20 protein-coding genes and 2 tRNA genes are annotated in these 25,615 nt (G+C 61.3%); 20 read left to right on the forward strand and 2 right to left on the reverse strand.

Annotation, left to right across the window (positions count from 1 at the left end; genetic code table 11):
• The first annotated feature begins 27 nt into the window (after nt 1-27).
• From carA to E2H86_RS18570, 4 genes are all read left to right on the forward strand, one after another.
• Nucleotides 28-1,164: a glutamine-hydrolyzing carbamoyl-phosphate synthase small subunit gene (gene carA / locus E2H86_RS18555; protein ID WP_133330412.1), complete on the forward strand. Its 1,137-nt coding sequence runs from the start codon at nt 28-30 to the stop codon at nt 1,162-1,164.
• Nucleotides 1,165-1,270: 106 nt separating this feature from the next.
• On the forward strand, nt 1,271-4,492 hold the full coding sequence (gene carB, locus E2H86_RS18560; protein WP_133330414.1) for a carbamoyl-phosphate synthase large subunit: 3,222 nt from the start codon (nt 1,271-1,273) through the stop codon (nt 4,490-4,492).
• Nucleotides 4,489-4,971 (forward strand): transcription elongation factor GreA, encoded by a 483-nt coding sequence (gene greA / locus E2H86_RS18565; RefSeq protein ID WP_165976090.1) that lies wholly within the window; start codon nt 4,489-4,491, stop codon nt 4,969-4,971. Before carB ends, greA begins: the two co-directional genes overlap by 4 nt.
• Nucleotides 4,949-5,398 carry an MFS transporter gene (locus E2H86_RS18570; protein WP_133330416.1) on the forward strand — a complete coding sequence of 150 codons (450 nt, stop codon included), beginning with the start codon at nt 4,949-4,951 and terminating at the stop codon, nt 5,396-5,398. The genes greA and E2H86_RS18570 overlap by 23 nt, the downstream gene beginning before the upstream one ends.
• Nucleotides 5,399-5,410: 12 nt before the next feature.
• On the opposite strand, the gene yhbY is transcribed toward E2H86_RS18570, so the two are convergent.
• Nucleotides 5,411-5,719, reverse strand: coding sequence for a ribosome assembly RNA-binding protein YhbY (yhbY, locus tag E2H86_RS18575; protein ID WP_054892619.1), 309 nt, complete (start codon nt 5,717-5,719; stop codon nt 5,411-5,413).
• Nucleotides 5,720-5,821: 102 nt separating this feature from the next.
• Here yhbY and rlmE point away from each other — a divergent pair, with 102 nt between their 5' ends.
• The 16 genes from rlmE (at nt 5,822) to E2H86_RS18660 (ending at nt 21,959) form a co-directional block, all read left to right on the forward strand.
• Nucleotides 5,822-6,448: a 23S rRNA (uridine(2552)-2'-O)-methyltransferase RlmE gene (rlmE, locus tag E2H86_RS18580; RefSeq protein ID WP_133330418.1), complete on the forward strand. Its 627-nt coding sequence runs from the start codon at nt 5,822-5,824 to the stop codon at nt 6,446-6,448.
• Nucleotides 6,449-6,649: 201 nt separating this feature from the next.
• Entirely contained in the window at nt 6,650-8,554 is a 1,905-nt protein-coding gene (gene ftsH, locus E2H86_RS18585) for an ATP-dependent zinc metalloprotease FtsH (protein WP_133330420.1), read from the forward strand.
• Between the two features lie 8 nt (nt 8,555-8,562).
• Nucleotides 8,563-9,414: a dihydropteroate synthase gene (gene folP / locus E2H86_RS18590; protein ID WP_133330422.1), complete on the forward strand. Its 852-nt coding sequence runs from the start codon at nt 8,563-8,565 to the stop codon at nt 9,412-9,414.
• Nucleotides 9,415-9,430: 16 nt separating this feature from the next.
• Nucleotides 9,431-10,771: a phosphoglucosamine mutase gene (glmM, locus tag E2H86_RS18595; RefSeq protein ID WP_133330424.1), complete on the forward strand. Its 1,341-nt coding sequence runs from the start codon at nt 9,431-9,433 to the stop codon at nt 10,769-10,771.
• Nucleotides 10,772-10,837: 66 nt separating this feature from the next.
• Complete coding sequence (gene tpiA / locus E2H86_RS18600) at nt 10,838-11,593, forward strand: triose-phosphate isomerase (protein WP_133330426.1); 756 nt, start codon at nt 10,838-10,840, stop codon at nt 11,591-11,593.
• A gap of 4 nt (nt 11,594-11,597) precedes the next feature.
• Complete coding sequence (gene secG, locus E2H86_RS18605) at nt 11,598-11,990, forward strand: preprotein translocase subunit SecG (protein ID WP_133330428.1); 393 nt, start codon at nt 11,598-11,600, stop codon at nt 11,988-11,990.
• A gap of 21 nt (nt 11,991-12,011) precedes the next feature.
• Nucleotides 12,012-12,097: transfer RNA gene (locus tag E2H86_RS18610), tRNA-Leu, on the forward strand.
• Nucleotides 12,098-12,197: 100 nt separating this feature from the next.
• Nucleotides 12,198-12,274, forward strand: a tRNA-Met gene (locus E2H86_RS18615).
• 130 nt (nt 12,275-12,404) lie between these two features.
• A complete protein-coding gene (gene rimP, locus E2H86_RS18620) occupies nt 12,405-12,863 on the forward strand; it encodes a ribosome maturation factor RimP (protein ID WP_165976091.1) in 459 nt (152 codons plus the stop codon).
• A 59-nt stretch (nt 12,864-12,922) separates the two neighbouring features.
• A complete protein-coding gene (nusA, locus tag E2H86_RS18625; protein ID WP_133330432.1) occupies nt 12,923-14,404 on the forward strand; it encodes a transcription termination factor NusA in 1,482 nt (493 codons plus the stop codon).
• Nucleotides 14,405-14,431: 27 nt separating this feature from the next.
• A complete protein-coding gene (infB, locus tag E2H86_RS18630) occupies nt 14,432-16,969 on the forward strand; it encodes a translation initiation factor IF-2 (protein ID WP_133330434.1) in 2,538 nt (845 codons plus the stop codon).
• A 119-nt stretch (nt 16,970-17,088) separates the two neighbouring features.
• Nucleotides 17,089-17,487: a 30S ribosome-binding factor RbfA gene (gene rbfA / locus E2H86_RS18635; RefSeq protein WP_133330436.1), complete on the forward strand. Its 399-nt coding sequence runs from the start codon at nt 17,089-17,091 to the stop codon at nt 17,485-17,487.
• 3 nt (nt 17,488-17,490) lie between these two features.
• The gene (gene truB, locus E2H86_RS18640; RefSeq protein ID WP_133330438.1) at nt 17,491-18,408 is read left to right on the forward strand and encodes a tRNA pseudouridine(55) synthase TruB; all 918 of its coding nucleotides are present in this window, start codon (nt 17,491-17,493) and stop codon (nt 18,406-18,408) included.
• Between the two features lie 147 nt (nt 18,409-18,555).
• Nucleotides 18,556-18,825 carry a 30S ribosomal protein S15 gene (rpsO, locus tag E2H86_RS18645; RefSeq protein ID WP_003249971.1) on the forward strand — a complete coding sequence of 90 codons (270 nt, stop codon included), beginning with the start codon at nt 18,556-18,558 and terminating at the stop codon, nt 18,823-18,825.
• A gap of 249 nt (nt 18,826-19,074) precedes the next feature.
• Nucleotides 19,075-21,180 carry a polyribonucleotide nucleotidyltransferase gene (pnp, locus tag E2H86_RS18655; RefSeq protein ID WP_133330442.1) on the forward strand — a complete coding sequence of 702 codons (2,106 nt, stop codon included), beginning with the start codon at nt 19,075-19,077 and terminating at the stop codon, nt 21,178-21,180.
• A 422-nt stretch (nt 21,181-21,602) separates the two neighbouring features.
• The gene (locus tag E2H86_RS18660; protein WP_133330444.1) at nt 21,603-21,959 is read left to right on the forward strand and encodes a BON domain-containing protein; all 357 of its coding nucleotides are present in this window, start codon (nt 21,603-21,605) and stop codon (nt 21,957-21,959) included.
• A gap of 709 nt (nt 21,960-22,668) precedes the next feature.
• On the opposite strand, the gene E2H86_RS18670 is transcribed toward E2H86_RS18660, so the two are convergent.
• A complete protein-coding gene (locus E2H86_RS18670) occupies nt 22,669-25,605 on the reverse strand; it encodes a DUF748 domain-containing protein (protein ID WP_133330448.1) in 2,937 nt (978 codons plus the stop codon).
• Between the last annotated feature and the right edge of the window lie 10 nt (nt 25,606-25,615).

Here is a 25,615-nt window from a genome sequence, read left to right on the forward strand (position 1 = left end):
TTCATGCTTGATTTACGGGAGGTCTTCTTGACAAAGCCAGCCATACTCGCCCTTGCCGATGGCAGTATTTTTCGCGGTGAAGCCATCGGTGCCGACGGTCAGACCGTTGGTGAGGTGGTGTTCAACACTGCTATGACCGGCTACCAGGAAATCCTTACAGACCCTTCCTACGCCCAGCAAATCGTTACCCTGACCTACCCGCACATTGGCAACACCGGCACCACCCCGGAAGACGCTGAGTCGAACCGAGTCTGGTCCGCTGGTCTGGTCATTCGCGACCTGCCGCTGCTGGCCAGCAACTGGCGTAATACCCAGTCGCTGCCTGAGTACCTGAAGGCCAACAACGTCGTTGCCATCGCCGGCATCGACACCCGTCGCCTGACCCGTATCCTGCGTGAAAAAGGCGCCCAGAACGGCTGCATCCTCGCCGGTGACGACATCACCGAAGAGCAGGCCATCGCCGCCGCCCGCGCCTTCCCAGGCCTCAAGGGCATGGACCTGGCCAAGGTCGTCTCCACCACCGAGCGCTACGAATGGCGTTCCAGCGTGTGGGAACTGAAAACCGACAGCCACCCGACCATCGACGCAGCCGACCTGCCTTACCACGTGGTCGCCTTCGACTATGGCGTCAAGCTGAACATCCTGCGCATGTTGGTCGCCCGTGGCTGCCGCGTGACCGTGGTACCGGCGCAGACCCCGGCCAGCGAAGTGCTGGCGCTGAATCCGGACGGTGTGTTCCTGTCCAACGGCCCAGGTGATCCCGAGCCTTGCGACTATGCCATCCAGGCGATCAAGGAAATCCTCGAGACCGAGATCCCGGTATTCGGTATTTGTCTCGGCCACCAGCTTCTGGCCCTGGCCTCCGGCGCCAAGACCGTGAAGATGGGTCACGGCCACCACGGTGCCAACCACCCGGTCCAGGATCTGGACACCGGCGTGGTCATGATCACCAGCCAGAACCACGGCTTCGCCGTCGACGAAGCCACCCTGCCGGGCAACGTCCGCGCCATCCACAAGTCGCTGTTCGACGGTACCCTGCAGGGCATCGAGCGCACCGACAAGAGCGCGTTCAGCTTCCAGGGCCACCCTGAAGCGAGCCCAGGCCCGACCGACGTCGCGCCACTGTTCGATCGTTTCATCGATGCCATGGCCAAGCGCCGCTGAGCATCCTGCATCAAGGCCCCGGGGCGGCATGTGCCGCGCCCGGAAGCGCCTGACCCAGATTGTTCAAGACGGCTTGCCGACTGACCCGCGGATTTGAGTGACAACCATGCCAAAACGTACAGACATCAAAAGCATCCTGATTCTCGGCGCTGGCCCGATCGTGATCGGCCAGGCCTGCGAATTCGACTACTCCGGCGCCCAGGCCTGCAAGGCACTGCGCGAGGAAGGTTTCCGCGTCATCCTGGTGAACTCCAACCCGGCCACCATCATGACCGACCCGGCCATGGCCGACGCCACCTACATCGAGCCGATCAAGTGGCAATCGGTGGCCAAGATCATCGAAAAAGAGCGTCCTGACGCACTGTTGCCGACCATGGGTGGCCAGACTGCCCTGAACTGCGCCCTGGACCTCGAGCGCCACGGCGTGCTGGAGAAGTTCGGCGTGGAAATGATCGGCGCCAATGCCGACACCATCGACAAGGCCGAAGACCGTTCGCGCTTCGACAAGGCGATGAAGGCCATCGGCCTGGAGTGCCCGCGCTCCGGTATCGCTCACAGCATGGAAGAAGCCAACGCCGTTCTCGAGCGCCTGGGCTTCCCGTGCATCATCCGTCCGTCCTTCACCATGGGCGGCACCGGTGGCGGTATCGCCTACAACCGTGAAGAGTTCGAAGAAATCTGCGCCCGTGGCCTCGACCTGTCGCCGACCAAGGAGCTGCTGATCGACGAATCGCTGATCGGCTGGAAGGAATACGAGATGGAGGTGGTCCGCGACAAGAAGGACAACTGCATCATCGTCTGCTCCATCGAGAACTTCGACCCGATGGGCGTGCACACCGGTGACTCGATCACCGTTGCCCCCGCGCAAACGCTGACCGACAAGGAATACCAGATCATGCGCAACGCCTCGCTGGCGGTGCTGCGTGAAATCGGTGTCGAAACCGGTGGTTCCAACGTGCAGTTCGGTATCTGCCCGAACACCGGCCGGATGGTCGTGATCGAGATGAACCCGCGCGTGTCGCGCTCTTCGGCCCTGGCCTCCAAGGCTACCGGCTTCCCGATCGCCAAGATCGCCGCCAAGCTGGCCGTCGGTTACACCCTCGACGAGCTGCAGAACGACATCACCGGCGGTCGCACTCCGGCTTCGTTCGAACCGTCGATCGACTACGTCGTCACCAAGCTGCCGCGCTTCGCCTTCGAGAAATTCCCGAAAGCCGACGCCCGCCTGACTACCCAGATGAAATCCGTGGGTGAAGTCATGGCCATCGGCCGGACCTTCCAGGAGTCCCTGCAGAAAGCCTTGCGCGGCCTGGAAGTCGGCGCATGCGGTCTCGATCCGAAAGTCGACCTGACCAGCGCCGATGCCAGCAGCATCCTCAAGCGCGAGCTGACCGTACCGGGCGCCGAGCGTATCTGGTATGTCGCCGACGCCATGCGTTCGGGCATGACCATCGAAGAGATCTTCCAACTGACCGGCATCGACCTGTGGTTCCTGGTGCAGATGGAAGATCTGATCAAGGAAGAAGAGAAGGTCAAGACCCTCGCCCTGTCGGCCATCGACAAGGACTACATGCTGCGTCTGAAGCGCAAGGGCTTCTCGGACCAGCGTCTGGCCAAGCTGCTCGGCATCACCGACAAGAACCTGCGCCGTCACCGCCACAAGCTGGAAGTGTTCCCGGTGTACAAGCGCGTCGACACCTGCGCCGCCGAGTTCGCCACCGACACCGCCTACCTGTACTCGACCTACGAGGAAGAGTGCGAGGCCAACCCGTCGACCCGTGACAAGATCATGATCCTCGGTGGTGGCCCGAACCGTATCGGCCAAGGGATCGAGTTCGACTACTGCTGCGTACACGCTGCTCTGGCGCTGCGTGACGACGGTTACGAGACCATCATGGTCAACTGCAACCCGGAAACCGTCTCCACCGACTACGACACCTCCGACCGCCTGTACTTCGAGCCGCTGACCCTGGAAGACGTGCTGGAAGTCTGCCGCGTCGAGAAACCGAAAGGCGTGATCGTCCACTACGGCGGCCAGACCCCGCTGAAACTGGCCCGCGCCCTGGAAGAAGCCGGCGTACCGATCATCGGCACCAGTCCAGACGCGATCGACCGCGCCGAAGACCGTGAGCGCTTCCAGCAGATGGTTCAGCGCCTGAACCTGCGTCAGCCGCCGAACGCCACCGTGCGCAGCGAAGACGAAGCCATCCGCGCCGCTGGCGACATCGGTTACCCGCTGGTGGTGCGTCCGTCCTACGTTCTGGGCGGCCGCGCGATGGAGATCGTCTACGAGCTGGATGAGCTCAAGCGCTATCTGCGTGAAGCGGTCCAGGTGTCCAACGACAGCCCGGTGCTGCTCGACCACTTCCTCAACTGCGCCATCGAGATGGACGTGGATGCGGTCTGCGACGGCACCGACGTGGTCATCGGCGCAATCATGCAGCACATCGAACAGGCCGGTGTTCACTCCGGTGACTCGGCGTGCTCGCTGCCACCTTACTCGCTGAGCAAGGAAGTGCAGGACGAAGTCCGTATACAGGTCAAGAAAATGGCCCTGGAGCTCGGCGTCGTCGGCCTGATGAACGTGCAGTTGGCCCTGCAGGGCGACAAGATCTACGTGATCGAGGTCAACCCGCGCGCCTCCCGTACCGTGCCGTTCGTCTCCAAGTGCATCGGCACCTCCCTGGCGATGATCGCGGCCCGTGTCATGGCCGGTAAAACCCTCAAGGAGCTGGGCTTCACCGAGGAAATCATCCCGAACTTCTACAGCGTCAAGGAAGCCGTCTTCCCGTTCGCCAAGTTCCCAGGGGTTGACCCGATCCTCGGCCCTGAGATGAAATCGACCGGTGAAGTCATGGGTGTCGGCGACAGCTTCGGTGAAGCCTTCGCCAAGGCCCAGATGGGTGCCAGCGAAGTGCTGCCGACCGGCGGTACCGCCTTCATCAGCGTGCGCGACGACGACAAGCCGCAAGTGGCTGGCGTTGCCCGCGACCTGATCGCCCTGGGCTTCGAAGTGGTCGCCACTGCCGGTACCGCCAAGGTCATCGAAGCGGCCGGCTTGAAAGTGCGCCGTGTGAACAAAGTGACCGAAGGTCGCCCGCACGTGGTCGACATGATCAAGAACGACGAAGTGTCGCTGATCATCAACACCACCGAAGGCCGCCAGTCGATCGCTGATTCGTACTCGATTCGTCGCAATGCGTTGCAGCACAAGATCTACTGCACCACTACCATTGCGGCCGGTGAAGCCATCTGCGAAGCGCTGAAATTCGGCCCTGAGAAGACCGTTCGTCGCTTGCAGGATCTGCATGCAGGACTCAAAGCATGAGCATTACCAAGTACCCGATGACCGTCCAGGGCGCTCGCGCCCTGGAGGACGAGCTGACCTTTCTGAGCAAGACCGAGCGCCCGCGCCTGAGCCAGGCCATTGGCGAAGCGCGTGAGCTGGGCGATCTCAAGGAAAACGCCGAGTACCATGCTGCCCGCGAGGAGCAGGGCATGGTCGAGGCGCGTATCCGCGACATCGAAGGCCGTCTGCAGAACTCGGTGGTGATCGACGTCACCACCATCGCCCATACCGGCAAGGTGATTTTCGGCACCACCGTGGTGCTGGCCAACACCGAAACTGATGATGAGGTGACCTATCAGATCGTCGGCGAGGATGAAGCCGACGTGAAACAGGGCAAGCTCTCCAACAGCGCCCCGATCGCACGTGCAATCATCGGCAAGGAAGAAGGTGATACCGTTGTCGTCAAGACGCCAAGCGGTACGGTCGAGTACGAGATTGTCGAAGTCAAGCACATCTGATCGGCGCCTGCGGGCGCCATCCCTCGAGGGCATCCTCTGGCAACTGGCCCAGGTTTTCTGGGTCGGGGGCTTGTGGGTGTTCCACGTGGGCTTGGTGCCGGCGCTAAAGGTCAGCGGGCTGGCGCCATTGCTGGTGCAGGACGTGGCCGGGCAGATCGACCGCTGGTTGATCGGTGTGGCCATGCTCGGGCTGTTGACCCAGCTGGCGGTGCTGGCGAGGGTGGATGGCCTGGCGGCCTGGTGGCGACAGTTCCGCGGCCAGATGCTGTTGCTCGGCTTTGGCGCCTGCGTGGGGTATTACACGCTGCGCTACGGTATTTCGGTCGGCGAGCGTTGGCAGATGTTCTGCTTCCTGGTGCTGGGCTTCTCCGGCATCGTGCTGGTGGCCCAACCGGTCCCGGTCAGGGCGCGCCAGGCGCGCCACTGAGCGGAGTCACCGTCACTTGTAGCGGTGGATGTTGGACAGCTGCTTGTTCGGCTGTGGGTTCTTGCGGTAGATCAGTGCCTTCTTGCCGATGGTCTGTACCAGCTCGGCACGGCCTGCCTTGCACAGTTCGGCAATGGCGGCGGCACGCTCTTCGCGGTCTTCCGAGCGAATCTCGACCTTGATCAGCTCGTGGTCGGCCAGTGCGCGCTCCAATTCGGCGATCACGCCTTCGTTCAAACCATTGCCAGCAACGATCAGGACCGGCTTCAGGTCATGACCAATGGACTTGTATTGCTTCTTCTGCTCGTTATTGAGCGGCATAATCTGACCCTTTCCGTCTGATTCTGTAAAATTGACCGGCATTTTACCCGAGGGCCACCGGCTCCGCCCAGTCAATCACGACGCATATCATCGAGGTGCCCCGTGGTACAACGTTCCAAAAGCAGCGCAAATTGGCTGCGAGAACATTTCAACGATCCTTTTGTGAAACAGGCACAGAAGGATGGCTACCGCTCGCGTGCGAGCTACAAACTGCTGGAGATTCAGGAAAAAGACCGCCTGATCCGTCCCGGCATGAGCGTAATCGACCTCGGTGCGGCCCCAGGCGGGTGGTCCCAGGTGACCAGTCGTCTGATTGGTGGGCAGGGTCGTCTGATCGCTTCCGATATCCTGGAAATGGACTCGATCGCTGATGTGACCTTCATTCAAGGGGACTTCACCCAGGATGAGGTGTTGCAACGCATTCTCGAAGCGGTCGGCGATTCGCACGTAGACCTTGTGATTTCCGACATGGCCCCCAATATGAGTGGTACGCCCGCGGTGGACATTCCGCGTGCCATGTTCCTCTGCGAGCTGGCCCTCGATCTGGCGACCCGCGTGCTCAAGCCCGGCGGCGACTTCCTGATCAAGATTTTCCAGGGCGAAGGCTTCGATGTGTACCTCAAGGACGTGCGTAGCAAGTTCGACAAGGTGCAGATGCGCAAGCCTTCGTCATCGCGGGATCGCTCTCGCGAGCAGTATCTGCTGGCCCGGGGATACAAGGGAGCATGAGGCGTGTAGCGGGGTGGCCGATAGTTATTTCCAATCGGCTACGCCGTCAGGATCGTCCGATCTTCGTGTAGTCTAGGTTTCACAAAGGGTTACAGACGGTGCCTGCGGATGCGTAGGTAATGTAGTAAGTTAGGGCGATGAATATCATGCGAGGAACGGCTGCGTCGTGCGCCGGCCTCAGAGGGTAGCGAATTGAACGACATGGCAAAGAATCTGATCCTGTGGTTGATCATCGCAGCTGTCCTGGTGACGGTGATGAACAACTTCTCCAGCCCTAACGAGCCGCAGACCCTCAACTACTCCGACTTCATCCAGCAGGTAAAAGACGGGAAAGTCGAGCGCGTGACCGTCGACGGCTACATCATTACCGGCAAGCGCACCGATGGCGACAACTTCAAGACCGTGCGTCCGGCCATCACCGACAATGGCCTGATCGGCGATCTGGTCGACAATCACGTCACCGTCGAGGGCAAGCAGCCTGAGCAGCAGAGCATCTGGACCCAGTTGCTGGTTGCCAGCTTCCCCATCCTGGTGATCATCGCCGTGTTCATGTTCTTCATGCGCCAGATGCAAGGCGGCGCAGGTGGCAAGGGCGGCCCCATGAGCTTCGGCAAGAGCAAGGCGCGCCTGCTGTCCGAGGATCAGGTCAAGACTACCCTGGCCGACGTCGCAGGCTGCGACGAAGCCAAGGAAGAAGTCGGCGAGCTGGTCGAGTTCCTACGCGATCCGGGCAAGTTCCAACGCCTGGGCGGCCGTATCCCGCGTGGCGTGCTGATGGTCGGCCCACCAGGTACCGGTAAGACCCTGTTGGCCAAAGCCATCGCCGGCGAAGCCAAGGTGCCGTTCTTCACCATTTCCGGTTCGGACTTCGTCGAGATGTTCGTCGGCGTGGGTGCCAGCCGTGTCCGTGACATGTTCGAGCAGGCGAAGAAGCACGCGCCGTGCATCATCTTCATCGACGAGATCGACGCCGTTGGTCGCCACCGTGGCGCCGGCATGGGCGGCGGTCACGATGAGCGCGAGCAGACCCTCAACCAGTTGCTGGTCGAGATGGATGGCTTCGAGATGAACGACGGCATCATCGTCATCGCCGCCACCAACCGCCCTGACGTGCTCGACCCGGCGCTGCTGCGCCCCGGTCGCTTCGACCGCCAGGTGGTGGTAGGGCTGCCGGACATCCGTGGCCGTGAACAAATCCTCAAGGTCCACATGCGCAAGGTGCCGGTAGGCGACAACGTCAACGCCGCCGTGATTGCCCGTGGTACCCCAGGCTTCTCCGGTGCCGACCTGGCCAACCTGGTCAACGAGGCTTCGCTGTTCGCCGCTCGCTCCAACAAGCGCCTGGTCGAGATGAAGGAATTCGAACTGGCCAAGGACAAGATCATGATGGGTGCCGAGCGCAAGACCATGGTCATGTCCGAAAAAGAGAAGCAGAACACTGCCTATCACGAGGCCGGTCACGCCATCGTCGGTCGCCTGGTGCCCGAGCACGATCCGGTCTACAAGGTGTCGATCATTCCCCGTGGCCGAGCCCTGGGCGTGACCATGTTCCTGCCTGAGGAAGACCGCTACAGCCTGTCCAAGCGCGCGTTGATCAGCCAGATCTGCTCGCTGTACGGCGGTCGTATCGCCGAAGAAATGACCCTGGGCTTCGATGGTGTGACCACCGGCGCCTCTAACGACATCATGCGTGCCAGCCAGATCGCCCGGAACATGGTCACCAAATGGGGCCTGTCCGAAAAGCTTGGCCCGTTGATGTATGCCGAGGAAGAAGGCGAGGTGTTCCTGGGGCGCAGCGCCGGCAGCCAGCACGCCAGCGTTTCCGGTGAAACCGCCAAGATGATCGACGTCGAAGTGCGCAGCATCATCGACCAGTGCTATGCCACGGCCAAGCAACTGCTCACCGACAACCGCGACAAGCTCGATGCCATGGCCGAAGCGCTGATGAAGTACGAAACCATCGACGCCGAGCAGATCGACGATATCATGGCCGGCCGTACCCCTCGCGAACCTCGCGACTGGGATGACGATTCCGCTTCGGGCACCTCGGCACCCCAGGGTGATCGCCCGGAATCGCCGATTGGCGGCCCAGCGGCTCAACACTAAGGGCATCTATGAGCTCTAAGCAGTACCCGACCCGGTTGCCTTGCGGCAACCGGGTTCTTGATCTTTCCCGAACCCATGTCATGGGTATCCTCAATGTCACCCCCGACTCCTTCTCCGACGGCGGGCGCTTCAATCGGCGCGACGAGGCCCTTCGCCATGCCGAGGCCATGGTTGCCGCAGGTGCCACGCTGATCGATATCGGCGGCGAGTCGACGCGCCCTGGTGCGCGCGCGGTCTCGGTCACCGAAGAGCTTGAGCGCGTGGCGCCCATGGTCGAGGCGATCAACGGTCGTCTGGACGTGGTCATCTCGGTCGACACCTCCACGCCCGCTGTGATCCGTGAGGCCGCCCGCCTGGGTGCCGGGCTGATCAACGACGTGCGCGCCCTGGAGCGTGATGGCGCCCTGGATGCCGCCGCCGACACTGGCCTGCCGGTGTGCCTGATGCACATGCGTGGCGAGCCGGGCAACATGCAGGATTCTCCGCACTATGACGATGTGACGGTCGACGTTACACGCTATCTTGAACAGCGCATGGCTGCCTGTGCCGCTGCAGGAATCGGTGCCGAGCGCATCGTTCTCGACCCGGGCTTTGGTTTTGCCAAGACCCTGGAGCACAACCTGAGCCTGTTCAAACACATGGAAGCGCTCTATCGCCTGGGCCGCCCGCTGCTGGTGGGCGTCTCACGCAAGAGCATGATCGGCCTCACCCTGGATCGCCCGGTGGCTGAGCGGCTGTATGGCAGCCTGGCCCTGGCCGCCCTGGCGATGACCAAGGGCGCGAGCATCCTGCGGGTCCACGACGTGGCCGAGACGGTCGACGTGGTGCGCATGATCGCCGCGGTCCAGAACGCCGAATAAGCACATTGGAGTCGTTATGAGCAGAAAATACTTTGGTACCGACGGCATCCGTGGCCGCGTCGGCGAATACCCGATCACCCCGGACTTCATGCTCAAGCTCGGCTGGGCAGCGGGCATGGCCTTCCGCAAGCAGGGCAAGTGCCAGGTGCTGGTCGGCAAGGACACGCGGATTTCCGGCTACATGTTCGAATCCGCGCTGGAGGCCGGGTTGTCCGCTGCAGGCGCCGACGTGCTCCTGCTCGGGCCGATGCCGACGCCTGCCATCGCCTACCTCACCCGTACCTTCCACGCCGAAGCCGGTATCGTCATCAGTGCCTCGCACAATCCGCACGATGACAATGGCATCAAGTTCTTCTCGGGGCAGGGCACCAAGCTGCCCGACGAGATCGAGTTGATGATCGAAGAGCTGCTCGACCAGCCGATGACCGTGGTCGAGTCGAGCAAGCTGGGCAAAGTTTCGCGTATCAACGATGCGGCCGGCCGCTACATCGAGTTCTGCAAGAGCAGCGTGCCCAGTAGCACCAGTTTCGAGGGGCTCAAGCTGGTGGTTGACTGTGCCCACGGCGCTACCTACAAGGTCGCGCCGAGCGTGTTCCGCGAATTGGGTGCTGAGGTGACCGTGCTGCACGCCCAGCCCGACGGTCTGAACATCAACGAAAGCTGCGGCTCGACCCATATCGAATCGCTCCAGGCCGCCGTGCTGGTGGGGCATGCCGACATGGGCATCGCCTTCGACGGCGACGGTGACCGGGTGCTGATGGTCGATCACACCGGTGCCATAGTCGACGGTGACGAGCTGCTGTACATCATCACCCGCGACCTGCACGAGCGTGGAAAGCTCGACGGCGGGGCGGTGGGTACCCTGATGAGCAACCTGGGGCTGGAGCTGGCCTTGAAGGAGCTGGATATCCCATTCGTGCGCGCCAAGGTCGGTGACCGGTACGTGATGGCCGAGTTGCTCGAGCGTGGCTGGCAGATCGGTGGTGAGAACTCCGGCCACATCGTCTGCTGCAATCACACCACGACGGGTGATGCGATTATCGCTGCACTGCAGGTGCTGATGGGCCTCAAGCGCCGCGGTGAGACCCTTGCCCAGGCGCGTCAGGCCGTGCGCAAGTGCCCGCAGGTGCTGATCAACGTGCGCTTCGGCGCGAGCACCGTCGACCCGCTCGAGCATCCGGCGGTCAAGGAAGCCAGTGCCAAGGCCACCGAGGACATGGCGGGCCGCGGCCGTGTGCTGCTGCGCAAGTCGGGCACCGAGCCGCTGGTGCGAGTCATGGTCGAAGGCGACGACGCAACCCAGGTACGTGGCCATGCTGAAGCCCTGGCCAAACTGGTTGCTGAAGTTTGTGTCTGAAAGGGCCTTGCCAGCGCAGATAGGGTTGGGTACTATCTGCGCCCACTTTGACCGACGAGGTAAAGCATGCGTCGCCCCATGGTAGCTGGTAACTGGAAGATGCACGGTACCCGCGCCAGCGTCGCTGAGCTGACCCGAGGCCTGAGCAATCTGGCCCTGCCGAGCGGAGTGGAAGTCGCGGTGTTCCCGCCTGCCTTGTTCATCAACGATGTCGTCGATGCCCTGGCTGGAACGGAAATTATCGTCGGCGCACAGAATTCTGCTGTACAGCCCGATCAGGGTGCGTTGACCGGGGAAGTTGCTCCGAGTCAATTGGCCGAAGCAGGGTGCAAGTTGGTGTTGATCGGTCACTCGGAACGTCGCCAGGTTATTGGTGAAACTAACGAAGTGCTCAATCGCAAGTTTGCAGCCGCTCAGGCAAGTGGTTTGAAGCCGGTGCTCTGTGTAGGGGAAACTCTCGAAGAGCGCGAGGCAGGCAAGACGCTGGAAGTTGTAGGGCGTCAACTAAGCAGTATCATCGACGCGTTCGGTGTTGCCGCTTTTGCCAATGCAGTTATTGCCTATGAGCCTGTTTGGGCCATTGGTACAGGTTTGACGGCCTCGCCTGAACAGGCGCAGGATGTGCATGCAGCCATCCGTGCCCAGTTGGCGGCGCAGGACGCCGAAGTTGCCGAGTGCGTGCAGCTTCTCTACGGCGGCAGCGTGAAGGCGGCCAATGCGGCCGAACTGTTCGGCATGCCGGATATCGATGGGGGGCTCATTGGTGGAGCGTCCCTGAACGCAGACGAATTCGGTGCAATTTGTCGCGCCGCAGGAAACTGAACAAATGCTGGAAACAGTTATCGTTGTTTTTCATCTGTTGGCAGCGCTCTCGCTGGTAGTGCTGGTGTTGCTGCAACAGGGTAAAGGTGCGGAAGCAGGTGCATCTTTCGGCGCAGGTGCTTCAAATACTGTGTTCGGAAGCCAGGGCTCTGCTACCTTCCTAAGTAAGTTTACTGCTATACTCGCTGCCACTTTCTTTTTGACAGCACTTGGGTTAGGATACTTCGCAAAGGAGAAAGCTCACGAGCTGACTCAAGCAGGTCTGCCAGATCCAGCAGTGTTGGAAGTGAAAGAGCAGAAGCCGGCAGTAAATGATGATGTACCGGTGCTCCAGCAACAGAAGAGTGAAACCACCCCTCAAGGTGATGTACCTCCTCCGGTCGAAGAGCAGAAGTAACGGGTTTCAAGTAGTAGTATTGCCGAGGTGGTGGAATTGGTAGACACGCAACCTTGAGGTGGTTGTGCCCATAGGGTGTAGGGGTTCGAGTCCCCTTCTCGGTACCAATTAAAGCTTGAGAGCCCGCTTTAGCGGGCTTTCTTGCAGGTGGAGGTCTCGGATTGACCCTGCAGAGGGTTCGGTCTTATACTTTCGCCCCAGCTTTGTCGCGGGGTGGAGCAGCTTGGTAGCTCGTCGGGCTCATAACCCGAAGGTCGTTGGTTCAAATCCAGCCCCCGCAACCAGCTTCAGCGGAGCCCCTTTTCAGGGGCTTTTTGCTAGCCGAACAGTTATCGGCGTCGTTGTCCAACGGCGCTTTCAGGGATGGGCGCTTCGCCCATTTTTTATTTGCACAGCATGCACGAGGGGGTTCAGGTGTCGAGCAAGCTAGAACAGTTGCAGGCCTTGTTGGCCCCGGTTGTCGAGGGTCTGGGCTACGAATGCTGGGGGGTCGAATTCATCTCCCAAGGTAAGCATTCGGTACTGCGTATCTACATCGACAAGGAAGGCGGGATCCTGGTGGACGACTGCGAAGCGGTCAGCCGTCAGGCCAGTGCCATCCTCGATGTGGAAGATCCGATCAGCTCCGAATATACCCTTGAGGTGTCCTCTCCTGGCATGGATCGCCCACTGTTCACGCTTGAACAGTTTGCCTCGCATGCCGGCGAGCAGGTGAAGATCAAGCTGCGTACGCCCTTCGAAGGTCGTCGTAACTTCCAGGGCCTTCTCCGCGGTGTGGAGGAGCAGGACGTGGTGGTCCAGGTGGACAATCACGAATTCTTGTTGCCGATCGACTCGATCGACAAGGCCAATATTATTCCCAGTTTTGACTGAGACGTGCCGGGCCCGGCGGACTATCCGGGCCCAATGGCTTGCGCAAGGCGAGGCGTACGATGAGCAAAGAAGTACTGCTGGTTGTTGAATCGGTATCCAACGAAAAAGGTGTACCGCCCGGCGTCATTTTCGAGGCGCTGGAAGTGGCCCTGGCCACTGCGACCAAGAAACGTTTTGAGGACGAAGTCGACCTGCGTGTGGAAATCAACCGCCACACCGGTAGCTACGAGACCTTCCGTCGTTGGACCGTGGTCGAAGAAGACGACCTCGACGACCCGGCGATCGAAGTCTGGCCGAGCAAGGTCCGCGAGACGCACCCGGAAGCCAAGGTCGGTGACGTGATCGAAGAGAAGATCGAATCGATCGAATTCGGCCGCATCGCCGCCCAGACTGCCAAGCAGGTCATCGTGCAGAAGGTTCGCGAGGCCGAGCGTGCCCAAGTGGTCGACGCCTACCGCGAACGCGTGGGTGAGATCATCTCCGGCACCGTCAAGAAGGTCACCCGCGACAACGTTATCGTCGACCTGGGCAACAACGCTGAAGCGCTGCTGGCCCGCGAAGACATCATTCCACGTGAGACCTTCCGTGTCGGTGTACGCTTGCGTGCACTGCTCAAGGAAATCCGCACCGAGAACCGCGGTCCTCAGCTGATCCTGTCGCGCACCGCGCCGCAGATGCTGATCGAACTGTTCCGCATCGAAGTGCCGGAAATCGCTGAAGGCCTCATCGAGGTCATGGCCGCATCCCGTGATCCGGGTTCGCGCGCCAAGATCGGCGTCCGCTCCAAGGACAAGCGCATCGATCCGCAAGGTGCCTGTATCGGCATGCGTGGGTCGCGCGTCCAAGCCGTATCCGGCGAGCTGGGCGGCGAGCGTGTGGATATCGTCCTGTGGGACGAGAACCCGGCGCAGTTCGTCATCAACGCCATGTCGCCGGCTGAAGTCGCGGCGATCATCGTTGATGAAGATGCCCATGCCATGGACATCGCCGTCGCCGAGGACAACCTGGCCCAGGCCATTGGCCGTGGTGGTCAGAACGTTCGCCTGGCCAGCCAGCTCACCGGCTGGACCCTGAACGTGATGACCGAGAAGGATATCCAAGCCAAGCAACAGGCTGAAACCGGCGACATCCTGCGCAACTTCATCGAGGAACTGGAAGTCGACGAGGAGCTGGCCCAAGTGCTGGTCGACGAAGGCTTTACCAGCCTCGAAGAGATTGCCTACGTACCGTTGGAAGAAATGCTCAACATCGACGGCTTTGACGAGGAAATCGTCGACGAGCTCCGCGCTCGTGCCAAGGATCGTTTGTTGACCAAGGCCATCGCTACCGAAGAAAAACTGGCAGACGCCCACCCGGCCGAAGACCTGCTCTCCCTGGAGGGTATGGACAAGGACCTGGCGGCTGAACTGGCGGTGCGCGGCGTGGTTAACCGCGAAGACCTGGCCGAGCAGTCGATTGACGACCTGCTCGACATCGACGGCATCGACGAAGAGCGTGCCGGCAAGTTGATCATGGCCGCCCGAGCCCATTGGTTCGAGTAATTAGGCGCGGCCTGAGGAGAGAAGTGCATGACGCAAGTCACGGTGAAAGAACTGGCCCAAGAGGTCGAGGCACCGGTAGAGCGCCTGCTGCAGCAGATGCGTGAGGCAGGTCTGCCGCACACCGACGCCGGTCAGGTAGTGACCGACAATGAAAAGCAGACGCTGCTGACCCATTTGAAGAGCAGCCACAAGAGCAAGGCGGAAGAGCCGCGCAAGATTACCTTGCAGCGCAAGACCACCAGCACGCTGCGTGTCGCCGGTAGCAAAAGCATCAGCGTAGAAGTACGCAAGAAGAAAGTATTCGTTCAGCGCAGCCCGGAAGAAATCCAGGCTGAGCAGAAGCGTGAGCTGGAAGAGCGCCGCGCGGCCGAAAACGCCGCTCGCGAAAAGGTCGAGGCCGAAGTGCGCCAGCGCAACGAGGAACAGGCTCGTCGTCAGGCTGCCGAAGCGGCTGCCAGCGCGCCTGCCGCTGCGCCTGCGCCGACCGAAGCCGCGCCTGCCCAGGCCGCCGCTCCAGTCGTCGCCGAGGCTCCGGCATCGGAAGATGCCGCTGCCCGTGCCGCCGAGCGCAAGAAGGACGAGACCCGTCGCAACGAAAGCCGTGCCCGCGACGAAGACCGTCGTGGCGGTCGTGGCGAGGCGCCGCGCGTGTCGATCAAGGTCAAGGTCAAGGAGAAGGAAAAGGCTCCGACTCCTCGCGCCGCACCGCGCACCACCGATGAAGAGAGCGATGGCGTACGCCGTGGCCGCGGTGGCAAGAGCAAGCTGAAGAAACGCAATCAGCACGGCTTCCAGAACCCGACCGGTCCTGTCATCCGTGACGTGACCATCGGCGAGACCATCACCGTTTCGGAATTGGCCCAGCAGATGTCGGTCAAGGCCGCTGAGGTGGTCAAGTTCATGTTCAAGCTGGGTACCCCGGTCACCATCAACCAGGTGCTCGACCAGGAAACCGCTCAGCTGGTCGCCGAAGAACTGGGCCACAAAGTGACCCTGGTCAGCGATACCGCCCTGGAAGATTCCCTGGCCGAATCGCTGAAGTTCGAAGGTGAAGTCGAATCGCGCGCTCCGGTCGTGACCGTCATGGGTCACGTCGACCATGGTAAGACCTCGCTGCTCGACTACATCCGTCGTGCCAAGGTTGCCGCTGGCGAAGCCGGTGGTATTACCCAGCACATCGGTGCCTACCACGTGGAAACCGACCGCGGCATGGTCACCTTCCTCGATACCCCGGGCCACGCCGCGTTCACCGCGATGCGTGCTCGTGGTGCCAAGGCCACCGACATCGTCATCCTCGTGGTGGCAGCGGACGACGGCGTGATGCCGCAGACCCGTGAGGCCGTTCAGCATGCCAAGGCAGCTGGCGTTCCACTGGTGGTCGCGGTCAACAAGATCGACAAGCCGGGTGCCGACCTCGATCGCATCCGCAACGAACTCGCCGTCGAAGGCGTGACCTCCGAGGACTGGGGTGGTGATACGCCGTTCGTCAAGGTTTCCGCGAAGATGGGTACCGGTGTCGACGAACTGCTCGAAGCTGTCCTGCTGCAGGCCGAGATCCTCGAGCTGACCGCAACGCCGACCGCTCCTGGTCGTGGTGTGGTCGTCGAATCGCGCCTGGACAAGGGCCGCGGTCCAGTGGCGACCATCCTGGTTCAGGACGGTACTCTGCGTCAGGGCGACATGGTCCTGTGCGGCTCGAACTATGGTCGCGTGCGCGCCATGCTCGACGAGAACGGCAAGCCTGTGAAGGAAGCCGGCCCGTCGATCCCGGTCGAGATCCTCGGCCTGGACGGTACTCCGGAAGCCGGTGACGAGCTGTCCGTGGTTGCCGACGAGAAGAAGGCCCGCGAAGTGGCTCTGTTCCGTCAGGGCAAGTACCGCGAGGTCAAGCTGGCCCGTGCTCATGCCGGCAAGCTGGAAAACATCTTCGAGACCATGGGTCAGGAAGAGAAGAAGACCCTCAACATCGTCCTCAAGACCGACGTGCGCGGTTCCCTGGAAGCACTGCAGGGTTCGCTGTCGGGCCTGGGCAACGACGAAGTTCAGGTTCGCGTGATCGGTGGCGGCGTCGGTGGTATCACCGAAAGCGACGCCAACCTGGCGCTGGCGTCCAACGCGGTGCTGTTCGGCTTCAACGTGCGTGCCGATGCCGGCGCGCGCAAGATCGTCGAGCAGGAAGGTCTGGATATGCGTTACTACAACGTGATCTACGACATCATCGAAGACGTCAAGAAGGCCCTGACCGGCATGCTCGGCAGCGATGTTCGCGAGAACATCCTGGGTGTCGCCGAAGTACGTGACGTGTTCCGTTCGCCGAAGTTCGGCGCCATCGCTGGCTGTATGGTCATCGAGGGTACCGTGTACCGCAACCGTCCTATCCGCGTACTGCGCGAGGACGTGGTCATCTTCGAAGGCGAGCTGGAGTCGCTGCGTCGCTTCAAGGACGACGCTGCCGAAGTGCGTTCGGGCATGGAGTGCGGTATTGGCGTCAAGAGCTACAACGACGTCAAGGTCGGCGACAAGATCGAAGTCTTCGAGAAAGTCCAGGTGGCTCGTACCCTGTAAGGGGCCCGAGTCGTGGTGCAGGCCCCGCCGCAAGGCAGTTGGCTGCGCCTCTGAAGGTAGCGCCCGGTCAGGCTTCAGCTTGACCGGGCGTTTGCCGCTTTACGTTACAGGTAGCAAGAATGGCAAAAGAATACAGCCGTACCCAACGCATCGGCGATCAGATGCAACGTGAGCTTTCCGAGCTGATCCGCCGTGAAGTCAAAGACCCACGCGTCGGCCTGGTGACCATCACCGCCGTCGACGTCAGCCGCGACCTGGGCCATGCCAAGGTGTTCATCACCGTCATGGGCCAGGACGACGCAGATGCCGTGCCGCAGACCCTCAAGGCCCTCAACAGCGCCGCGAGCTTCCTGCGCCTGCACCTGGGCCGCGCCATGCAGTTGCGTAGCGTGCCGCAGTTGCACTTCCATTTCGATGAAAGCGTCAGCCGCGGTGCCCACCTGTCGGCGCTGATCGAGCGTGCGGTGGCCGAAGACCGCCTGCACAAGGATGCCGACGAGCCGGACACCAAGGAGTAAGCGGTGGCCCAGGTCAAACGTATCCGCCGCAATGTCAGCGGCATCATCCTGCTCGACAAGCCCCTGGGGTTCACCTCCAACGCAGCGCTGCAGAAAGTCCGCTGGTTGCTCAACGCCGAGAAGGCCGGTCATACCGGCAGCCTCGACCCGCTGGCTTCCGGCGTCCTGCCGCTGTGCTTCGGCGAGGCGACCAAGTTTTCGCAGTACCTGCTCGATTCCGACAAGGGCTACGAGACGGTCATGCAACTGGGGCAGACTACGACCACCGCGGACGCCGAAGGCGAAGTGCTGCAGACCCGCGAGGTGACCGTTGGTCGCGCCGATATCGAAGCTGTGCTGCCGCGTTTTCGCGGTCCGATCAGCCAGGTACCGCCTATGTACTCGGCGCTCAAGCGTGATGGCCAACCGCTGTACAAGCTGGCACGTGCAGGAGAGGTAGTGGAGCGCGAGGCGCGTTCTGTTACTATTGGCCGCTTGGAGTTGCTCGAGTGCGAAGGCACCCGTGCGCGGTTGTCGGTCGGTTGCAGCAAAGGCACCTATATCCGCACCCTGGTGGAGGATATCGGCGAGGCTCTGGGCTGCGGCGCATACGTCGCCGAGCTGCGTAGAACCCAAGCCGGGCCGTTCGAACTGGCCCAGACGGTCACCCTCGAGGAACTCGAGCAGGCCCACGCCGAAGGCGGCAACGAAGCGCTCGATCGCTTCCTGATGCCAGCAGACAGCGGCCTGCAAGACTGGCCCCTGGTGTGCCTGTCGGAACACAGTGCCTTTTACTGGCTGCATGGGCAGGCAGTACGGGCGCCGGACGCGCCGCAATTCGGCATGGTCCGGGTACAGGATCACAATGGTCGCTTCATCGGTATCGGTGAAGTGAGCGAAGACGGGCGTATTGCGCCACGTCGACTGATTCGATCGGAATGATCGAAACCTCAGGCCGAGGCTAACCCCAAGGCCTGCGGAACCAAGGGTGGCTGTTAGTAGGCACGGTCACGCCTTTTTTATTAATACAGGGATTTGTCCCTGGCCTATTGGACCCGCTTGCGGGATCCGTTTATCAGGAGAAGCCAAATGGCCCTCAGCGTTGAAGAAAAAGCTCAGATCGTTGCCGAATACCAGCAAGCCGCCGGCGATACCGGTAGCCCGGAAGTGCAGGTTGCTCTGCTGACCGCCAACATCAACAAGCTGCAAGGCCACTTCAAGGCCAACGACAAAGACCACCACTCCCGTCGTGGTCTGATTCGCATGGTCAACCAGCGTCGTAAGCTGCTGGATTACCTGAAGGGCAAAGACACCACTCGTTACAGCGCCCTGATCGGTCGCCTGGGTCTGCGTCGCTAATAGCGGCCTGGCCAGTGGTGTGCATGGCGTGTCGCAGGCTTCGCAAGCGCGGTTTCGCAGCGCTTGGGTTGGACACGCCACGCGTATCTCCGAGGTTGGCAGCCTGGCAGTGCTGAGCGGTTTTTCCGCTTGGCGCCAGGCTCCCAGCCTCGTGTTGTATCTGGACGGTCAACGGGGCCGATTCCCCGTTCTGCCCAAGAATTCGCAAGAAACCAGTTCCCCCAAGAGCCACTGAAAAGGTAGGAAACCGTGAACCCGGTAATCAAGAAATTCCAGTTCGGTCAGTCGACCGTAACGCTCGAAACCGGCCGAATCGCCCGTCAGGCGACCGGCGCCGTACTGGTCACCGTCGATAACGACGTCACCGTGCTGGTGACCGTGGTCGGCGCCAAGCAGGCCGATCCAGGCAAGGGCTTCTTCCCGCTGTCGGTCCACTACCAGGAAAAAACCTACGCTGCCGGCAAGATCCCAGGTGGCTTCTTCAAGCGTGAAGGCCGTCCTTCCGAGAAAGAGACGCTGACCTCGCGCCTGATCGACCGTCCGATCCGCCCGCTGTTCCCAGAAGGTTTCATGAACGAAGTGCAGGTCGTCTGCACCGTCGTCTCTACCAGCAAGAAGACCGATCCGGACATCGCCGCGATGATCGGTACCTCGGCGGCCCTCGCCATTTCCGGCATTCCGTTCGAAGGCCCGATCGGCGCAGCCCGCGTTGCCTTCCACGAGAGCACCGGCTACCTGCTGAACCCGACCTACGAACAGCTGCAGGCTTCGAGCCTGGACATGGTCGTCGCTGGTACCGAGTCGGCCGTATTGATGGTTGAATCGGAAGCCCAGGAGCTGACCGAAGACCAGATGCTGGGCGCTGTACTGTTCGCCCACGACGAGTTCCAGGCCGTTATCCAGGCCGTCAAGGAACTGGCTGCCGAAGCTGGCAAGCCGACTTGGGACTGGCAGCCGGTTGCTGCCAACACCGAACTGCTGAATCTGGTACGTGCCGAGTTCGGCGAGGCCATTTCGCAGGCCTACACCATCACCCAGAAGGCCGACCGCTACAACCGTCTGGGCCAGCTGCGTGACGAAGCCATCGCCCGTCTGGCCAACGAAGAGACCGGTCCATCGGCCGGCGCCATCAAGGAAATCTTCGGCGAGCTGGAATACCGCACCGTCCGCGAGAACATCGTCAACGGCAAGCCGCGTATCGACGGCCGTGACACCCGCACCGTGCGCCCGCTGAACATCGAAGTCGGTGTACTGCCCAAGACCCACGGTTCGGCCCTGTTCACCCGTGGCGAAACCCAGGCCCTGGTCGTCGCGACCCTGGGTACCGCGCGTGACGCCCAGTTGCTGGACACCCTCGAAGGCGAGAAAAAAGATCCGTTCATGCTGCACTACAACTTCCCGCCGTTCTCGGTCGGTGAGTGTGGTCGCATGGGTGGCGCCGGTCGCCGTGAAATCGGCCACGGCCGTCTGGCCCGTCGTGGCGTGCAAGCCATGCTGCCGAGCGACAGCGAGTTCCCCTACACCATCCGTGTGGTGTCGGAGATCACCGAATCCAACGGCTCCAGCTCCATGGCTTCGGTCTGCGGTGCTTCTCTGGCCCTGATGGACGCCGGTGTACCGATGAAAGCGCCGGTTGCCGGTATTGCCATGGGTCTGGTCAAGGAGGGCGACAAGTTCGCGGTCCTGACCGACATCCTCGGTGACGAAGACCACCTGGGCGACATGGACTTCAAGGTCGCCGGTACCGCCAAAGGCGTTACCGCGCTGCAAATGGACATCAAGATCAACGGCATCACCGAAGAGATCATGGAAATCGCACTGGGCCAGGCCCTGGAAGCGCGCCTGAACATCCTCGGCCAGATGAACCAGATCATCGCTCAATCGCGCAGCGAGCTGTCGGCCAACGCACCGACCATGATCGCGATGAAGATCGACACCGACAAGATCCGTGACGTCATTGGTAAAGGTGGTGCCACCATCCGCGCGATCTGTGAAGAGACCAAGGCTTCGATCGATATCGAAGACGACGGCTCGATCAAGATCTTCGGCGAAACCAAGGAAGCGGCGGAAGCTGCCAAGCAGCGCATCCTGGGCATCACCGCCGAGGCGGAGATCGGCAAGATCTACGTGGGCAAGGTCGAGCGCATCGTCGACTTCGGTGCCTTCGTCAACATCCTGCCTGGCAAAGACGGCCTGGTGCACATCTCGATGCTGAGCGATGCTCGCGTAGAGAAAGTGACCGATGTGCTGAAAGAAGGTCAGGAAGTCGAAGTGCTGGTACTGGACGTGGACAACCGCGGCCGTATCAAGCTGTCGATCAAAGACGTAGCTGCGGCCAAGGCCTCCGGCGTCTAAGCGACTGCAGTAGTGAAAAGGGCCCTTCGGGGCCCTTTTTCAATGCTGTAAGGTATTTGGCGCCTGTGAGATCGAGCGCCGCCTCCACCCCCAGCCAAGCACTTGGTGGCTCCCACCAGTCTGCCGCTAGACCCATCACAGCCAGTCTTACCCAATATTCCGTGAAGAACCTTTTTTGTGCCTGGTGAATGGCGCAATGGTTGCTCCTGCAATGAATTGCGACGTTGCGAACATGCATCTTGCATAGGGTTTTTCCGCCGCCATTGCAGATTGCACGATGCAGTCTTCCTGGGTAATGGCCTAACCCATTGATTTATAAGGCTTCAGGCGAAACGGAAAAGCTGGCACAGGGCGTGCAATTACTCTTGTACCTGACGCCAGGAACCACGGCGCAGACCTTTCGAAAAACAGGAGTGACCCACATGAAGAAGTTTGCCATTGCTGCCGCTACTGCTACCGCCCTGACCCTGACTCTGGCCAACGGCGCCTTCGCCGCGCAACAGCCAACCCAAGCTCCGGTCATGCTGGCTGCTAACGATACAGTGGACCAAGTTCAGCAAGAAGGCTCCGACACCTGGATCACCACCAAGGTCAAAGCAGACCTGCTGACCGAGAAAGGTATTCCAGGCAGCGACATCAAAGTTGAAACCAGCCAGGGCGTCGTCTCGCTGTCCTCGGACGTCAAGGTCACCGCTTCGCAGAAAGAAGAAGCCGTACGCATCACCAAGAACATCAAGGGCGTCAAGAGCGTCATGTCTGACGGCCTGAAAGCCGAATAAGGAACGTCCAGCCGGCCAGATGGATTTGGCCACCGATGTAAAAAAAGCCCCGGCATATTTGCCGGGGCTTTTTCGTGGCTTACGGATTAGTGGGGCTGGGGTTTGGGCTTGGGGCTTGGGGCTGGGTGGCTGATCCGAGGGGTGTAGCGGCGCTACTGGCCCCTTCCGCCTTTACGGCGGGTCCCTTTTGTCTTGGCAAAAGGGACGCAAAACCGCTTGCTCCCACATACGGCCCCTACGCTGCGCTTCGGGGTCCCCTCGCTCCGGCGGCTTGCGGGCCCGCGCGGCCTACGACTTGCTACGCAAGTCTACATCTCGCGCCTCCGGCTACGCCGGAGGGTGCTGCGCACCTGGCCCTCCAGCCACCTCCACTCGGCCTCCTGAGGTCGCGGGTAGATCAAGAGCAAGAGCAAGAGCAAGAGCAAGATCAAAAGCAAGATCAAAAGCAAGATCAAAAGCCAGAGCAATGGCAGGCGAATCGCTGCGCTCTCGCTTTTCCCTTTACCTATCGTTTTGTGTTGTTGCGGATCGCGCGATCTGTCTTTCGAAGATAACGCCAGTGGCGGCGCCGTCGCCGTAAAGGCGGAAGGGGCCGGTAGCGCCGCTACACAAAATGGATCGTTCCCACTCCCATTGCCAAACCAAACCAAACCAAACCAGCTCTGCGACAATCCGTGAAGAGCCTTTTTCATAGACGCTGTGCATCAGCTCATTCGGCATCCAGATGCATGGGCGTGATGACTCGGCCATCACTCTCGGCCTGGCCCAAGGTCGTGTCGATGAAGTAGACCCGGTCGTCTTCGAGCTTGCCCTTGTCGACCAAGTAGTCCTTGATGCTACTGGCTCGCTCCTGGCCCAGAGTACGTAGCAGAGAGGGGCTTTCGGCCCATGACTTGATCACCGCCTCACGCAGTTTGGCAGTGCGCTCGTCGCGGCTGAGCTTTTCCCACTCCGCCGGTGGCTGCTGTTTCAGGCGGCTGCGATAGATACCTTCGAGCATGGCCGGCTTGTCGCTGTCATCGACGGTGAGCATAGAGGCATTGGCCGGCACCTTGTCACCCCGGCGTTGCAGGATTTTGTACCAGGTGGCTTGATATTCGCGCTCCAGGCGCTGCTGGGCAATCAAGGGGCCGTCACTGCTCTGGGCACTGGTGCCTTCGATTTCCAGGCGCAATTCCGGGCGTTTCTGCAAGGCCGCTGCCAGTTTGTCGAGGGCGCCCCGAGCATCGCCGCTGAGTTCGCTGGAGCCCGGTGCGAAAGCCACGCTGCCGAGGTCTTCGGCGCCGCCGCCAGCGATCAGGCCACCGATGAACTTGAACGGCGCCTGGGCCGCGCGCAACACCAGGTTGCGCAGGGTCTGCCACACGATCGGCATGACGCTGAATTGAGGGTTGTTGAGGTCGCCGGTGACGGGCAGTTCGATGGAGATCTTGCCCTCGGTGTCCTTCAGCAAGGCCACTGCCAGGCGAATCGGCAGATCCACCGCATCCGGGCTGTCGACCTTTTCGCCCAGTTGCAGTTGCTCGACCACCACTTTGTTTTCCGCCTTGAGCTGACCGTTGGTGATCAGGTAGTGCAGGTCGAGGTTCAAGCGACCCTTGCGGATTCTGAAGCCGGCAAACTTGCCGGAGTAGGGCGTCAGCGTGGTCAGCTCGACGCGCTTGAAGCTGGTGGCGATGTCCAGGCTGGCCAACGGGTTGAATGGGTTCAACGCACCCTTGATGGTCACGGGTGCATAGCGGTCCACCTTGCCCTTGATGTCGACCTTGGCCGGCGTCGGTTTGCGGTTGTCGATGGTCCCGATCTGGCCGTTGAGCTGCTGGACGGCGGTGGCGAAGTTCGGTGTCAGGGTCAGGTCGGCGAAGTTGGCCGAACCGTCGTTGATGGCGATCTGGCCGATGCGGATGCCCAGCGGTTTATCGCTACCGGCACTGGCCGATTTGGCCGGCGAGCCGCCAGCAGGCGTCGCTGGTTGCGGGATCAGCAGGTCGTCGACGTTGGTGGTGCGGTCTTCGTTGATGATGAAGCGTGCGTAGGGCTGTTGCAGGGTGACCTTGTCGATCGACAGGGCATCGCCATGGACATACGAAAGGCCATCGACGTTGACCTGCTGCCATTTGACGAAATCGCGGTCCTTGATGGTGTCCAGGGTGTGCAGCTGGTTGACCTGGGCCTTGCCGGTAACAGTGAATGCCAGTGGATCGGTGTTTTTGAGGTCGACCTTGAGGTCGCTGGCGAGCATACCGCTGCGCAGCTCCAGGCGAATGAACGGGCTGATATAGGCCTGGGCCACGCGCAGGTCGATGTCGCGGGTGCTGACGTCGAGCTTGGCGGTGACCGGAGCAAGGTTGACCTGACCTGCAGCCTGGAGCTTGCCCTGCTTGCCGACGCCAGTATCGAGCTTGAGCGTGAAGGGCGACTCGTTGAGGCTATCGAAGCCCTGCATGTCCAGGTTCAGCGGGCCGACGTCGAGGGCCACCGGCTCCTTCTGGCTGCGGTCGGCCAAGTGCACCTGATAGTTGCGCAACTGGACGTCCTTGAGCAGGACCTGCCAGGGTTTGCTCGGTATCTGGGCGGCTTTCTGCTCGGGTGCGGGTTCGGCGGCGGCAGGTTCGGCCTTCTGCTTCGGTGTGGCCTTGGCCGGTTGGCTGGCGAACAGCTTCTGCCAATCCAGCTGACCGTCCTTCTCCAATGCGGCCCAGGTCTCAAGCTTTTCGCTGCGGACTTTGCCGACGGTGACCAATTGCTTGGCCAGGTCGATGGAGGTCTCATTGACCTCCAGGCTGGCCAAGCGTGCCAGTTGACGGTCGTCCGGGGCCTTGATGGCGAAGGGGGCGACGCGCAACGACAGGTTGTCCAGCAGCAGCTCGGTTTCCTTGGCCAGGTTCAGCGTGTAGTGAGTATCGAGGTTGAACACGCCCTCTTCGAGCACCAGCGGCACCGTATCGCGGACATAGGGCCAGAACAGCTTCATCTTGCCGTCGGTGATCTTCAGCTTACCCTCGGAGGCCAATGGGGTCAGGCTGAGCGTGCCGCTCCAGTCGACACGTCCACCGTTGGGGCCGAGGGCTACCAGGGTCATGTCGGCGCTGTCGTCAGGCAGGGTGCTGAGATTCTTCAGCTCAAGGTTCATATCGTCGTAGACGAACTCGATCGGCTCGCTTGGCCGCGCATCTTCGAAGTGCAGGTAGCCGTTGCTCAGCTTGATGCTGCCGATACGCAGCGGGAACGGGTCGCTGGGCGGCTCGTCCGGCTTCGGTTCGCTGGCCGGTAGTTTGAACAGCTGGGTCAGGTTGAGCGTACCGTCCTTGGCGAACAGCACCTCATTGCGCGGCTTGTCGAGCTCCACGGCATCCAGGTGCAAGGCGCCGCTCCATAGACTGTCCAGCGCCAGGTTGGCGTACAGCCGCTCGAAGCCGACCTGTTCCTTGCCAGGTTCGCCGATCTGCAGGCCCCACAAGGTCAATTCAAGGCTGAACGGATTGAGTTCGATCCGCTGCAGGTGCGCCGGCACCGTCGCGTACTGGGTCAGTTGCTGGTTGGCGATGCGCAGCGCAATGCCGGGGAGGATCAGGAAGCCAAGAAGGCTGTAGAGCGCTACGAGAGCAAGCAGAGCGCCAAGGGCGCGTATCAGTCCTTTGTACATGTGTCGCTTC

This window comes from Pseudomonas putida (assembly GCF_004357765.1).
GTDB lineage: Bacteria > Pseudomonadota > Gammaproteobacteria > Pseudomonadales > Pseudomonadaceae > Aquipseudomonas > Aquipseudomonas putida_U.